This is a genomic window from Pseudomonas sp. SDO5215_S409, assembly GCF_054071325.1.
Map to the genome: position 1 here is coordinate 1 of NZ_JBSVWN010000085.1, position 14,552 is coordinate 14,552.

The window sequence follows — 14,552 nt, forward strand, 5'->3', positions numbered from 1 at the left end:
AGCGTCTATGGCTCGGCTGTCGAAACATAGTGGCCTACTTCAGACCATCCTTAGGATTTAACCTCGATTCTAGTTCTCACATTAATTGCCTGCAAGGTTTGGTTCTCCTGCAGTATTTTGTTGTAAATACTGTTATCACCTTCAGCACGTATTGTAAGAATCAAAGTGTAGCGAATGGCAGGTAGATCTTCGCTAATCACCCCACCCTGTTCACGAGCGTGATACTTAACATCAAAAACCGGAGACTGGAGAGTTGAGCGCTTAAATCTTTGATGCCTCGATAGCGTGGTTTCCCATTTGTGTGCATCCTCCCTCAGCTCATACTCACTGGGGTACAGCTTTCCAAGTGAAAAGAATGGTTTGGTATCAGCATTAGCTCCCTCCATCGTAAATCGACCTTCATTCGCTCGAAAGGAAATTTCAAGGCCAGACCGGGTGTAATGCAATGGATGCTCAGGATCCACAATGGCGCTAATACAAAAAGTCGCACTTAAATGCACCCATGTTGAATCAGTTGATGCCGGAAGAGGTACTGGAATACGGAGGTGCTTAGAGTTCTCAAGCTCGCCTTGAAATACAATTGTCGCTTCATCATCAAGGCAGGTAATTACCGATTCAGGCGAGGTAGGGAATCTGCCCCAGCCCACATCTTTCAGATCATGCTCATCCGGCTTTGCAGCATGAACCATCAAAGCTTTAACTGTATTTGTAGATAGATTGAAATCAGTGATGGCATCAATACCAGCAGCCACGCGTAATGCATACGGAGCAGCATAGCTTGTGCCCATGGTATCAATGAAGGAATGGATCCTCGGTGAGTAGACCCTGAACAAGTTGTGAGGCGCTCCACCAAATATCACACCGTCAGGTTTTACCACTCCTGGGCTACGGCATGGACCTATGCAGCTGTATGGCGCTCTTTTCCAACCCTGGGATTCCCCATCACTCGCACCAACCGAAAGGCTGTTGACCATATCACTGGGGGGTTGTACGCGACCATAATCACCTGGCAGATCACCGTCATTCCCTACTGCCACGACCGCGAGGCAGTCACCATCTTGAAGAAGTGAATCTATGACGGATGTCCAGACGTGAACCTCATCATCGTCAATAGCTATGTTCGGGCCGAGGCTTAGGTTTATATATTTGTAAGTTTTTAGCTTAAGAGTATCTTCAATACGAGTAAGTACATCAAACAAGTCAGGATCGTCGTCCCCTTGTGAGATAACCCTAACTATATCGACAGTAGTGTACGGGGCACCCAACACACTATCCGACCCCAGCGCCGGGCCGAATAAGTATGCAGAGCAAACTTCGCTGCCGTGAGCGAGATACTCCGGATGCGAACCCTCCATACCATCGGGGATAATCTCAGTTGCCCAGTTAGAGATGTGATTTCCATCTCCTAAGCCTCCATCGAAGATACAAACTTTGAAATCACGATTTAAGATATCTGGATTCCAGCTAGGCAGAGATACCTGAGTACTTACAGGACTGCGTAAGGTTTCCGGTTTGCTCATTCTTAGCTTTGGAATGCTTCTGAGTACTCGAAGCTGAGCAAATTTTGCCAGAGCCTGCTCTTTTCCGTGCGGAATACTTACAGGCAAAAATGTCAACCCACCTACAACTTTGGCTTTCTCTCGTTTTACTGCACCTCCGTTGAGAGAAGCATACTCGTTGAAAGCTCGAACCACATAATCATCATCAGCGGATGCATGTATGACCACCTCAAGATTCAAGCTCTCACCAGAAGCATCGATGCTTTTTATCTTTTCGGAAGCATCAAAATACTCGACCCGCTCAATAGTCCTTAGAATGTCCTCTGATGCTCTTGTTAACGAGTTTGAAATCAGGTCCGTTAACAGTTTCCTATATTGCATTTTTTCACCAGATACAAACACACAACTAGCCAGTCCGGCATCTGGGTGCTTTTCGACACCCCATTTCTCAGGTTCTACAGTTACTGCTCTGGAGCCGATATCATTCATTCCGTAGGCAGAGAATAGCTTTCTAGGGTAATACGACTTTGCCAAGTACGATGGGTGCTGGATAAACTTTACAACCACCCTACCGCCTGCGCACTCTGCATCTGGCTTACTTTCAATCTTAGAAATTATTTCATCAAGCTGAGAGCTAATGCGCTTTATTGCTTCAGATATTGAATACGGGTGCTTTTTGTCTCCCCCTCCACCACCAATATCCACCTTGGTAGTAAGAGTTTCGCCATACCCAACAATAAAGTTATTCATTAAACTTCCTTACACTCAGCGTGTTGATCCATAATTTTTTTTACGGTCGGCCTGCTTATTTCAAGCGCAATAGATATTGCTCTCTGGGACATCCCCTCTGCCGCCAATCTAATAACATCTTTCTTTTTTGACTCAATTTTATTCCCGGGCCTGCCCTCGGCAACTCCAGTGATGCAGGTGATAAAACTACTATCACTCAATACACTTTTCTTTTTGGCTTTTCTTAGACTTCGATCAATATCGCTGTAGGAAATCTCTCCAAAATGCTGTGCTAGGGTATCCGCATACTTAGTTAATTCAGGCCAGTAACTAATTATATAGGCCTTGCGCATCTGTTCGCTCGGCAATTTAAATGATATTTCCAGATCGAATCGACGCCAGATAGCAGGATCCAAAAGGTCTCCGTGGTTTGTTGCAGCTATTAGTATCGATGATTCTGGCCAGTCATCAATAGCTTGCAAGAGTACGGTGACTAATCGTTTAAGCTCTCCTAGCTCTCGGTCATCATCTCGCCGCTTAGCAACTGCATCGAACTCGTCGAGAAGCAATACACAAGGAAATGAAGACGCATGGTCAATCACTGCCTTGATATTATTTCCGGTTTTTCCTAGAAAGCTACTCATAACCGTTGCTAGGTCGAGCGTTAAAAACGGAAGGCCCAGCCTTGATGCTAGCCACCGCGCCGTCATTGTCTTACCGACGCCAGGAGGCCCTTGGAATAAGAGTGATTTAGCAGGGGACAAACCCTCCGCCAATAGCTTCGATGTCGACTTCCGCTCAAGAACAACTTGGTCTAGCAGTGCCATGATTTCTTCGGAGTAAATGGGAGCATCATCCATGACTACCGGATTTTCGACCCGGACTAAATTTAGTCGGCTATCCGAATCCACTGGGATGGGTTTCGCTGGCTGAGCTGATCTGAGACCGCTGGCCGATAGCCGAGACAGAATTTTTTCAGAAAGTTCCGGATCATGGCGGAAGGTTTTGGCTGCAATTTTGTGAAGATGCATTCGTAACGTGCGCGGATCTCCGCCTAGCGCCAAGTCGATGAGGCTTAAAATTGCTTTGCTGTCCATGTGTGCTCCGGAGGCGCACGGCTCTTCCCCATAGAGGAGATACCGTAAAATTTACCATTTCTCGGCTAGAGCTTACCATAAATGGTAAAAAGCCAAGGTGTTTTTGACTTTTTGTTTACCACGCAGCAGGCATATCTTGGGGCAAAGGTTGGCTCTCGATGACCTACGCACTGTGGTCGAGCCTAAAAAAGAGGGGGCTGCGTATCATCGAGAGTCAACGCGAAGAGCTGACTAGTAGGGTGGAGGCAGAGTCCAGCGCCTCACCTATATGCAGTGAGAATACGGATCAACAGTGGGTCGCCTGAGGTGTGATGCCAGAATCTGATCAACGGACTCGATTGGACTTGCCCCTGTAGTGGTCTACTAACCCCGGACACCCATTTAGGCGAGAATGCTCGCCACAGAGAGGTGTCTGATGACCAAGCAACGTCGTACCTTTACTCCTGAGTTCAAGCGCGAAGCAGCCTGCCTGGTGCTCGATCAGGGCTACAGCCATGCTGAAGCAGCCCGTTCACTTGGCCTGGTCGAGTCGGCTCTGCGTCGGTGGGTTAACCAGCTTCAGCAAGAGCGTGTGGAAAAGGGGACAGATTTATTTACTGGGAAACAGTCCGCTTCTGGCCGACTACTGCCTTTCACAGCCGACCGCAATCGACCTATTGCTGCCTGGGGCGAAAGGCCGAATTCAGCCCAACGCAGCCAGTGCCAATTGGCAGTGACCGACCAGAGTCGGTCGATCGTGAGGGGGAGTACCCCGTACCATGCCATAAAAAACCCATGCTTGGCGATGCAAAACGCTGCCCGAATTTGCCAGCCCCAAAAACCCAAAAGCCCGCAATTACGCGGGCTCCAGGGCATTTCTTGCTAGATCGTACCAGGCAACGCCAGACGCGAGATCACTCCCACTCAATCGTCGCCGGCGGCTTGCTCGACACGTCATACGTAACGCGCGAAATCCCCTCAATCTCATTGATGATCCGGCCGCTCACCGTCTCCAGCAACTCATACGGCAGGTGTGCCCAACGGGCGGTCATGAAGTCGATGGTTTCGACTGCACGCAACGCAACAACCCACGCGTAACGACGGCCATCGCCTACAACGCCCACGGATTTGACTGGCTGGAACACCACGAAGGCCTGGCTGACTTTGTGGTACCAGTCAGCCTTGCGCAGTTCTTCGATGAAGATGTGGTCGGCGCGGCGCAGCAGGTCGGCGTATTCCTTTTTCACTTCACCCAGGATCCGCACGCCCAGGCCCGGGCCCGGGAACGGGTGGCGGTAGACCATGTCGTACGGCAGGCCCAGTTCCAGGCCGAGGCGGCGCACTTCGTCCTTGAACAGTTCACGCAGGGGCTCGACCAGTTTGAGGTTCATTTCCTCGGGCAGGCCGCCCACGTTGTGGTGGGACTTGATCACGTGGGCCTTGCCGCTCTTGGCGCCGGCCGACTCGATCACGTCGGGGTAGATGGTGCCCTGGGCGAGGTATTTGATGTTTTCCAGTTTATTGGACTGGGCATCGAACACGTCGATGAAGGTACGACCGATGATCTTGCGCTTTTTCTCGGGGTCGGCTTCACCGGCCAGATTGTTCAGGAACTGCTCTTCGGCATTGGCGCGGATCACTTTGACGCCCATGTTCTCGGCGAACATGGCCATCACTTGCTCGCCTTCGTGCAGGCGCAGCAGGCCGTTGTCGACGAAGACGCAGGTCAGTTGGTCGCCGATGGCCTTGTGCAGTAATGCGGCCACTACGGAGGAGTCAACACCGCCGGACAGACCCAGCAGGACGTTGTCGGTGCCCACCTGGGCACGCACCTGGGCGATGGCGTCTTCCGCGATTTTCGACGGGGTCCACAGTGCTTCGCAGCCGCAGATGTCGAGGATGAAGCGCGACAGGATGCGCCCGCCCTGCTTGGTGTGGGTTACTTCCGGGTGAAATTGCACGCCGTAGTAACGCAGTTCGTCGTTGAACATGCCGGCAATCGGGCAGCTCGGGGTGCTGGCCAGGATGTGGAAGTCTTCCGGCATCTTGGTGACCTTGTCACCGTGGCTCATCCACACGTCGAGGCCGAACAGGCCGTCGGCGTCCACGTGGTCTTCGATGCCGTCCAGCAGGCGGCTCTTGCCCACCACGTCTACACGGGCATAACCGAACTCACGCAGCTCGGAACCTTCGACCTTGCCGCCCAGTTGCTCGGCCATGGTTTGCATGCCGTAGCAGATACCGAAAACCGGCACGCCCAGGTCAAACACCGCTTGTGGGCAACGGGGACTGTTGGCTTCGTGCACGGACTCGGGACCGCCGGCGAGAATGACGCCTTTTGGAGCGAATTCGCGGATCGCTGCGTCATCCATGTCGAACGGATGCAGTTCGCAGTACACGCCGATTTCACGCACGCGGCGGGCGATCAGCTGGGTGTACTGGGAACCGAAGTCGAGGATCAGGATGCGGTGGGCGTGAATGTCGAGGGCCATGAAGTCAGTCTCGTCTAATGAATCAGAAACAACTCGGGGCTGAAAACAGCCCCGGTTACTTAACATTTTGCTTGAAGCTTCAACCTACGCGGTAGTTTGGCGCTTCTTTGGTGATCTGCACGTCGTGGACATGGGACTCGGCCATGCCAGCGCCCGTGATGCGCACGAACTCAGGCACGGTGCGCATTTCTTCGATGTTGGCACTGCCGGTGTAGCCCATCGAGGAGCGCAGGCCGCCCATCAGTTGGTGAATGATCGCGCTCAGGGTGCCTTTGTACGGCACACGGCCTTCGATGCCTTCCGGGACGAGTTTTTCGGCGCCTGCCGAAGAGTCCTGGAAGTAACGGTCGGAAGAGCCCTGGGCCTGGGACATGGCGCCCAGCGAACCCATACCGCGATAGGCCTTGTAGGAACGGCCCTGGAACAGTTCGATCTCGCCCGGCGCTTCTTCGGTGCCGGCGAACATCGAGCCCATCATCACGCTGGACGCACCGGCCACGATGGCTTTGGACAGGTCACCGGAGAAGCGGATACCGCCGTCGGCGATCAATGGCACGCCAGTGCCTTCAAGGGCAGCGGCGACGTTGGCGATGGCGCTGATTTGCGGCACGCCCACACCGGCCACGATACGGGTGGTGCAGATGGAGCCCGGGCCGATACCGACCTTGACCGCATCGGCGCCCGCTTCGACCAACGCCTTGGCCGCAGCGCCGGTGGCGATGTTGCCGCCGATCACTTGCACCTCGGGGAAGTTCTCTTTCACCCAGCGAACGCGGTCGATCACACCTTTGGAGTGACCGTGGGCGGTGTCGACCACTACCACGTCAACGCCAGCAGCCACCAGGGCCGAGACGCGCTCGCCGGTGTCTTTGCCGGTGCCGACCGCCGCGCCGACGCGCAGGCGACCTTGGTCGTCCTTGCTGGCCAGCGGGTACGCCTTGGCTTTTTCGATGTCGTTGACGGTCATCATGCCTTTGAGGGCGAACTTGTCGTCGACGATCAGCACGCGCTCGATGCGGTGCTTGTGCAGCAGCTCGCGCACGTCGTTCTTGTCGGCGCCTTCCTTGACGGTGACGAGGCGCTCTTTAGGCGTCATCACTTCGCGCACGGACACATCCAGGCGGGTTTCAAAGCGCACGTCACGGGAAGTGACGATACCGACCAGGTCGCCATCGTGCAGTACCGGAACACCGGAAATGTTGTGCATGCGGGTCAGGTCGAGCAGGTCACGCACCGTGGCGTCGGCTTCGATGGTGATCGGGTCCTTGACCACGCCCGCTTCGAACTTCTTGACCTTGCGCACTTCGCCAGCTTGCTGCTCGATGGTCATGTTCTTGTGGATGATGCCGATGCCGCCTTCCTGAGCCATGGCGATGGCCAGACGGGCTTCGGTGACGGTGTCCATGGCAGCGGAAACCAGGGGAATGTTCAGCTCGATGCCACGGGTAAGGCGGGTCTTGAGACTGACTTCGTTAGGAAGCACCTCGGAATAACCGGGCACTAGGAGAATGTCGTCGAATGTCAGAGCTTCTTGGCTGATACGCAGCATCGCGGGGGCTCCCGAGCGGGAAAATGGAAGCGCGCCATTATACTCAAGCACCCCGGTGGGCTCAATGTAAAACTCTGACATATTTGGGAATACAGATAGAAGGGTCAGAGCTCGACTTTGACCCAGCTCATCTTCTGGTCGAGCCAATCGGCGAACTCGTCGATAAAGCTCTGTTTGAAGCCCGCTTCCGCCCAGTTATTGAAGATAAACCCCAGGTTGGAAAAGCCGCACTCTTGTAGGAACAGGAAACCGTTGATGTCATCTTCGTGACCACACAGCGGGCAGGTGAAATTGTCGGTGTGGCCGGGCATCCAGTCTTCCAGGCTTTCAAACAGCGCCTCGCCGATTTCCTTGCGGCACTCCGGGCAGCCCGCTTCCTCAAGAAAACCTTTAGCGGGGGTATAAATGCAACGTTTATAGATGACTTCCAAGCCGTTGACCGGCTCGTTGAACGGCAGCGCCTCGGGGTGCAGCACCACGGCGCGGGCGCCATCGGCCAGCGCATAGCCCATGCGGTTGCCGGTGCGCCCGCAGGTGGTGAGTTCTTCCTTGATGATGTTCTTGCGTACCAGCCAGCGCAGAATCGCCCGGGCGCGGGGTTCGTGAACGGGCAGCGTGGAAATCTTCGGAACAAGGATGCTTTGGGAATTCATGGGGCGTGGACGTCCGGCGGTGTGGCGTGTGGCCTCATCGCGAGCCCGCCCGCCCCCACAGTCCTTTGCGATGGGCTGTGGGCGCCGGGCTGGCCCGCGATGGCGCCCTAGAGGCAGGCAGCTTAATCCCTGCCCTCCACAGGTCAAGCGCTCAAATACGGCACGTGGGCCGCGCAGTTCTGTCAAACCCTGCCCGAATGCCTATAAACTGCCGCCCATGATTAAAGATCCCTTTGCCCGCCTGGGCCTGGACCGCGAAGTCCTCACCGTCAGCCAGCTCAACGGCCGTGCGCGGGTGTTGCTCGAAGATGTGTTCACCAATATCTGGGTCGAGGGCGAGATCTCCAACCTCGCCCGCCCGGCCTCCGGCCATGTGTACTTCACCCTCAAGGACAGCGGCGCGCAGGTGCGTTGCGCGCTGTTCCGGCAGAACGCCGCCCGGGTGCGCCAGGCGTTGAAGGACGGTTTGGCGGTGAAAGTGCGCGGCAAGGTTTCGCTGTTTGAAGGCCGTGGCGACTACCAGTTGATCCTCGACACGGTAGAGCCTGCCGGTGACGGCGCGTTGCGCCTGGCCTTTGATGCCTTGAAGGAAAAGCTGGGCGCCGAAGGGCTGTTCAGCGCCGAACGCAAAGTGGCGCTGCCTGCGCACCCGCAGAAGATCGGCATTATCAGTTCGCCCACCGGCGCGGTGATTCGCGACATTATCAGCGTGTTCCAGCGCCGTGCGCCGCAGGTGCAACTGACGCTGATTCCCACCGCCGTGCAAGGCCGAGAAGCCATCGCGCAAATTGTCCGTGCGCTGAAAATCGCCGACGCCCGCGGGTTTGATGCGCTGATCCTGGCCCGAGGCGGTGGTTCGCTGGAAGACCTCTGGTGCTTCAACGAGGAAGCCGTCGCACGGGCGATTGATGCCTGCGTCACGCCCATCGTCAGTGCGGTGGGCCATGAAACCGACGTGTCCATCAGTGATTTTGTCGCCGACGTGCGCGCCCCCACACCGTCTGCCGCAGCCGAGCTGTTGGCCCCGGACTCCAGCCATTTGATCCGTCAGGTCGACAGCCTGCACCGGCGCCTGCTGATGCTGATGCGCAACCGTCTGACCCACGACCGCCTGCGCCTCGAAGGCCTGGCGCGGCGCCTGCGCCACCCCGGTGAGCGACTGCGCCAGCAAGCCCAGCGCCTGGACGACCTGGACATGCGCTTGCGCCGCGCGTTCGAGCGCAGCCTCAATACCCGTCGCGAACGGCTGATCCGCCTGGAAACCCGCCTTGCGGGCCAGCACCCGGGCCGCCAACTGGCCTTGCTGCGCCAACGCCTGGACAGCCTCGCAGAACGCTTGCCCCGCGCAATGCGTGAAGGCCTCAAGGCGCGCCGCCTGCAACTGCAAAGCCAGGTGCAGACGCTGCAAGTGGTGAGCCCGCTGGCTACGCTGGGCCGGGGCTACAGCATTTTGCTCGACGAACACGGCCAAGCGATTCGCGACGCAGCACAAACCCACACCGGCCAACGCCTGACCGCGCGCCTGGGTGAAGGCCAATTAGAGGTCCGGGTGGAAGACAACCACCTGACGCCCGTCACCCTCTCGTTACTGGACTGACCGATGCCACGTTTACTCAGTGTGTTAATGCTCTTGTGCCTGACCTTCACTGCCCATGCCGACAGCTACATCACCCGCCTGCTGAACAAGCCGGTGCCGGGCGGTGTGGCCGTGGTCGACCTCGGCACCGCAGCGGCGGCGCCCAAGGCCACTTACCTGGGCAAACCGGTGCTGGTGGTCAAAGAGCAGAACAACTGGCTGGCGATTGTCGGCATCCCGCTGACGACCAAGCCCGGTAACCAGCAGATCAGCACGGGAGCGGGCACCCTGCCGTTTATCGTGGGCTTCAAAAAGTACCCCGAGCAGCACATCACCCTGAAAAACAAAAGCCAGGTGAACCCCGACCCCGCGCAGCTCAAACGCATCGAAGGGGAGCTGGCCGTGCAGCTCAAGGCGTATCGCAGTTTCAGCCCCAATACGCCCAGCAACCTGTTGCTGGACAAGCCGGTCAACGGGCCGCTGTCGAGCAAGTTTGGCGTGCGCCGCTTCTTTAATGGCGAAGAACGCAACCCACACTCGGGCCTGGACTTTGCCGTACCGGCGGGCACGCCGATCAAGACACCGGCGGCGGGCAAAGTGATCCTGGTGGGTAATTACTTCTTTAATGGCAACACCGTGTTTGTCGACCACGGGCAAGGGTTTATCAGCATGTTCTGCCACATGTCGAAGATCGATGTGGTGGTGGGGCAGCCACTGGCCCGTGGCGCGGTGGTGGGCAAAGTGGGCGCCACCGGGCGGGCGACGGGGCCGCATATGCACTGGAACGTCAGCCTGAATGATGCGCGGGTGGATCCGGCGATATTTATCGGGGCCTTCCAGCCTTGAACCCGCACCTGAGGTAAAGGCCCTCGCGGCAATTGCGCGGGCCGAACGGGCCGCGCAAACAAAACGACCCTTCACCTACACAAGCAACATAAAATCTCGTTTCTCACACCAATAGCAGAACTTCTCTCAATTTTTTCCGAATGCTTGCCATCTTTCACCCCGGCGGTTAGGGTTGGCCTTATGAAAACTTCTCACACCCTCATTCAGCTCCGTCAGCACCGCAGCCTGTGCCTTGTCAGCGCACGACTGCCTGGCTGAAATCGATCTGCCTCGTCCCCGGTTTTATCCCCTATAAACGCTTTCTGGCAGGCCGCCTCTTCTCGGCCTTACAACAAGGATTTTCCGATGAGCATGCTCAAAGACCCGTCTTCGAAATACCGCGCCTACCCGACTATCGACATTGCCGACCGCACCTGGCCCTCGAAAACCATCACCCACGCGCCGATCTGGTGCAGCTCCGACCTGCGCGACGGTAACCAGTCGCTGATCGAGCCCATGGACGCGGTCAAAAAACTGCGTTTCTGGAAAACCCTGGTAGCGGTGGGCGTGAAGGAAATCGAGGCGTCGTTCCCGTCTGCCTCGCAAACCGACTTTGACTTCGTGCGCACCTTGATCGAAGACAATCACATCCCCGAGGACACCACCATTCAGGTGCTGACCCAGGCCCGTGAAGATTTGATCGCGCGGACATTCGAGTCGCTGCGCGGTGCGAAGAAAGCCATCGTTCACCTGTACAACGCCACCTCGCCGTCGTTCCGCCGCATCGTGTTCAACCAGGACAAGGAAGGCGTCAAGGCCATCGCGGTCAACGCCGCCAAGCTGTTCGTCAAATATGCCGCGCAGCAGCCGGACACCCACTGGACCTTCCAGTACTCGCCGGAAACCTTCAGCGCCACCGAACTGGAGTTCGCCAAGGAAGTGTGCGACGCGGTCATCGAGGTGTGGAACCCGACGCCTGAGCACAAGGTGATCCTCAACCTGCCAGCCACCGTGGAATGCGCCACGCCAAACATCTACGCCGACCAGATCGAGTGGTTCGGCCGCCATATCAACCGCCGTGACAGCGTGATCATCAGCCTGCACACCCACAACGACCGTGGCACGGGCGTGGCCGCCACCGAGCTGGGCCTGATGGCTGGCGCCGACCGCGTCGAAGGCTGCCTGTTCGGCAACGGCGAGCGCACCGGCAACGTCGACCTGGTGACAGTGGCCCTGAACATGTACACCCAGGGTCTGGACCCTCAGTTGGACTTCTCCGACATCGACGGCATCCGCAAGGTCGTCGAAGAGTGCAACCAGATCCCCGTGCACCCGCGTCACCCCTACGTGGGCGACCTGGTGCATACCGCGTTCTCCGGCTCCCACCAGGACGCGATTCGCAAAGGCTTTACCCAGCAGAAAGACGGCGAGTTGTGGGAAGTGCCGTACCTGCCGATCGACCCAGCCGACATTGGCCGCAGCTACGAGGCGGTCATTCGCGTCAACAGCCAGTCGGGCAAGGGTGGCATCACTTACCTGCTGGAGCAGGAATACGGCATCAGCTTGCCGCGCCGCATGCAGATCGAGTTCAGCCAAGTGGTGCAGGTGGAAACCGACCGCGTGGGCCTGGAGATGACCGCCGCGCAGATCTACAGCCTGTTGCAGCGTGAATACCTGCAAGCCAACACCCCGTACGCGCTGGTCAGCCATCGCTTGCAGGAAGAAAACGGCAACAGCCACGTCGAAGTGGAAGTGGCCAGCAAGGGCCAGGGCGAAACCAACCTGCACTGGAAAGGCAAAGGCAACGGTGCGCTGGAAGCCTTGGTGGCCGGCCTGCCGGTCGCGGTCGAGATCATGGATTACAACGAACATGCGATCGGCGCGGGCACCCACGCCAAGGCTGCGGCCTACATCGAACTGCGTGTAAACGGCGAGCGCCCGGTACACGGCGTGGGCATCGATGAAAACATCACCACCGCCAGCTTCAAGGCCCTGTTCAGCGCGTTGAACCGCTCGCTGAGCCAGCAGGAAGCAAAAGCCGCGTAAGCCTTGGCGCACGGCAAAAGGCCCCTGGATGCGAGTCCAGGGGCCTTTTTTGTCGGTTATCGATCAGACGAACTCAAAGGTGTCGGCATCCAGGTTCGCCGGGAAGCGGGTGCGATAAGCCGCCAGCTCTGCCGCATCCAGGCGCACCTTGAACACGCCATCGGCCTCCCCTGCGCTCAGCAGCGCCTCACCCTGGAAGTCCAGGACCTGACTGTCCCCGGTGTAGGCAAACCCCTTGCCGTCGGTGCCCACCCGGTTCACCGCGGCCACGTAGCACAGGTTTTCGATGGCCCGGGCTGGCAACAGCCGGTTCCAGTGCTGGCGCCGTGCGCCCGGCCAGTTGGCGGTGTACAGCAGCAGGTCGGTGTCTTGCGCGTCTCGGCTCCACACCGGGAAGCGCAGGTCGTAGCAGATCAACGGACGCACCCGCCACCCTTTGAGCTCGAACTGCACCTGCTTGTCGCCCGGGGTGTAGTGGTGATGCTCACCGGCCATGCGAAACAGGTGACGCTTGTCGTAGTGCAGCACCTCACCGTCGGGGCGCGCCCACAGCAGGCGGTTGCGATGGCTGCCATCGGCCGCCTGGATGATGACGCTGCCCGTGATGACCGCCTCATATTTTTGCGCCTGGGCCTTGAGCCATTGATGCGTCGGGCCCTGTCCCGCTTCGGCCAGGGTTTGCGATTCCATGGAAAAACCGGTGGTGAACATCTCGGGCAGCACGATCAGGTCGGCGCCGCGGGCTTGCTCCAGCAGCAGCTCGAAATGCTCCAGGTTGGCCTGGCGGTCGTGCCACGTGAGGGTGGTCTGCACCAGGGCGATGTTCAGGTCGGGCAATGCACTCAGATCACGCATAGTTTTTCTGCCGCTTGGCGCAGCGTCTCCTCGCGTTTGGCAAAGCACAGGCGCACCAGGCGCTGGCCTTGGGGTGGGGTCTGGTAGAACACTGAGATCGGAATAGTGGCCACGCCATGTTCGCGTGTCATCCACAGTGACATGGCGACGTCGTCCAGGTCCGGGCGAATCTGTGAGTAATCCACCAATTGGAAGTACGTACCGGCCACCCGCTTAAAGCTGAAACGCGAAGGCACCAGCAAATCGCAGAACAGGTCACGCTTGGCCTGGTAGAACGCGGGCAGCGCTTCAACGTGTTCCGGGTGTTCGGCCATGAAGTCGGCCAGCGCGTATTGCAACGGGGTCACGCCGCAAAAGCTGACATATTGATGCACTTTGCGCAGCTCGGCGCTGAGGGCTGGCGGCGCGACCACGTAGCCGGTCTTCCACCCCGTGACGTGGTAGGTCTTGCCAAAGGAGCTGACCACAAACGCGCGCTGATACAACTCTTCGTGGGCCAGCACACTCACATGCGGCACCCCGTCAAACACCAGGTGCTCATAGACCTCGTCGCTCACCAGGTAGATGTCGCGATCGCGGATCAACTCGGCCAACTGGTCCAGCTCGGCGCGGCTGATCAGGGCACCGCTGGGGTTGTGCGGGCTGTTGAGGATGATCATGCGGGTGCGCGGTGACAGCGCCGCCGTGATCTGCTCGAAGTCCAGCGCAAAGTCAGTCAAGCCAAGCGGCACATGCACGCAACGCCCGCCCGCCAACTCGACCGAGGGCTCGTAGCTGTCGTAGCTGGGGTCGAAAACAATCACTTCGTCGCCGCTGCGGACCACTGTCTGGATCGCGCAAAAAATCGCGTGAGTGGCGCCGGGGGTGATGGTGACTTCCGTGTCCGGATTCACAGGGGCGCCATAGCTGCGGGCGATTTTTGCCGCGACTTGCTGGCGCAATACCGGCAACCCAGTCATAGGGGCGTATTGGTTATGCCCGCTGGCCACATGCTTGCCCACGGCATCGAGCAAGGCCTGCGGGCCATTGAAGTCGGGAAACCCTTGGGACAGGTTTAACGCGCCAGTCTCTGCGGCGAGCTGTGACATGGTCGTGAAGATGGTCGTGCCGACATTCGGCAGCTTGCTATTAATCATGGGTGCCCCCTGCGGGTGAGCTGCAAGTTTTAAGCTGCAAGCCGCAAGGGGTCAACCGCCACGCATAGAGTAGGAGGCGGATTCACATCCGCCGTCCTCTCACACCACCGTACGTA

At 57.9% G+C, this 14,552-nt stretch carries 10 protein-coding genes and 1 pseudogene; 4 read left to right on the top strand and 7 right to left on the bottom strand.

Annotation, left to right across the window (positions count from 1 at the left end; translation table 11 throughout):
* Positions 1 to 50: 50 nt before the first annotated feature.
* Both ACW9H9_RS26850 and ACW9H9_RS26855 read right to left on the bottom strand, forming a co-directional pair.
* Complete coding sequence (locus tag ACW9H9_RS26850) at positions 51 to 2,249, bottom strand: S8 family peptidase (protein WP_457370482.1); 2,199 nt, start codon at positions 2,247 to 2,249, stop codon at positions 51 to 53.
* The gene (locus tag ACW9H9_RS26855; RefSeq protein WP_457346350.1) at positions 2,249 to 3,325 is read right to left on the bottom strand and encodes an AAA family ATPase; all 1,077 of its coding nucleotides are present in this window, start codon (positions 3,323 to 3,325) and stop codon (positions 2,249 to 2,251) included. The genes ACW9H9_RS26850 and ACW9H9_RS26855 overlap by 1 nt, the downstream gene beginning before the upstream one ends.
* Positions 3,326 to 3,740: 415 nt before the next feature.
* Here ACW9H9_RS26855 and ACW9H9_RS26860 point away from each other — a divergent pair.
* A pseudogene (locus ACW9H9_RS26860) lies at positions 3,741 to 3,896 on the top strand (transposase); the annotation flags it as partial.
* A gap of 322 nt (positions 3,897 to 4,218) precedes the next feature.
* Here ACW9H9_RS26860 and guaA read toward each other — a convergent pair.
* From guaA to ACW9H9_RS26875, 3 genes are all read right to left on the bottom strand, one after another.
* Entirely contained in the window at positions 4,219 to 5,796 is a 1,578-nt protein-coding gene (guaA, locus tag ACW9H9_RS26865) for a glutamine-hydrolyzing GMP synthase (protein WP_457346352.1), read from the bottom strand.
* A 79-nt stretch (positions 5,797 to 5,875) separates the two neighbouring features.
* The gene (guaB, locus tag ACW9H9_RS26870; protein ID WP_457346353.1) at positions 5,876 to 7,345 is read right to left on the bottom strand and encodes an IMP dehydrogenase; all 1,470 of its coding nucleotides are present in this window, start codon (positions 7,343 to 7,345) and stop codon (positions 5,876 to 5,878) included.
* Between the two features lie 104 nt (positions 7,346 to 7,449).
* Positions 7,450 to 7,998 carry a sugar ABC transporter ATPase gene (locus ACW9H9_RS26875; RefSeq protein WP_457346355.1) on the bottom strand — a complete coding sequence of 183 codons (549 nt, stop codon included), beginning with the start codon at positions 7,996 to 7,998 and terminating at the stop codon, positions 7,450 to 7,452.
* A 217-nt stretch (positions 7,999 to 8,215) separates the two neighbouring features.
* Between ACW9H9_RS26875 and xseA the strand changes: the two genes are divergently transcribed.
* The 3 genes from xseA to leuA all read left to right on the top strand — a co-directional run bounded on the left by xseA (position 8,216) and on the right by leuA (position 12,445).
* Entirely contained in the window at positions 8,216 to 9,595 is a 1,380-nt protein-coding gene (gene xseA / locus ACW9H9_RS26880; protein ID WP_457346357.1) for an exodeoxyribonuclease VII large subunit, read from the top strand.
* A 3-nt stretch (positions 9,596 to 9,598) separates the two neighbouring features.
* Positions 9,599 to 10,420, top strand: a complete 822-nt coding sequence (locus tag ACW9H9_RS26885) for a peptidoglycan DD-metalloendopeptidase family protein (RefSeq protein ID WP_457346358.1) — start codon at positions 9,599 to 9,601, stop codon at positions 10,418 to 10,420.
* A gap of 345 nt (positions 10,421 to 10,765) precedes the next feature.
* Positions 10,766 to 12,445 carry a 2-isopropylmalate synthase gene (gene leuA, locus ACW9H9_RS26890; RefSeq protein ID WP_457346359.1) on the top strand — a complete coding sequence of 560 codons (1,680 nt, stop codon included), beginning with the start codon at positions 10,766 to 10,768 and terminating at the stop codon, positions 12,443 to 12,445.
* Positions 12,446 to 12,508: 63 nt separating this feature from the next.
* Here the strand turns inward: leuA and ACW9H9_RS26895 are convergent, their stop codons facing one another.
* Both ACW9H9_RS26895 and ACW9H9_RS26900 read right to left on the bottom strand, forming a co-directional pair.
* Positions 12,509 to 13,300 (bottom strand): amidohydrolase, encoded by a 792-nt coding sequence (locus ACW9H9_RS26895; RefSeq protein WP_457346360.1) that lies wholly within the window; start codon positions 13,298 to 13,300, stop codon positions 12,509 to 12,511.
* Positions 13,288 to 14,436, bottom strand: a complete 1,149-nt coding sequence (locus tag ACW9H9_RS26900) for a pyridoxal phosphate-dependent aminotransferase (protein WP_457346362.1) — start codon at positions 14,434 to 14,436, stop codon at positions 13,288 to 13,290. The genes ACW9H9_RS26895 and ACW9H9_RS26900 overlap by 13 nt, the downstream gene beginning before the upstream one ends.
* Positions 14,437 to 14,552 lie beyond the last annotated feature (116 nt).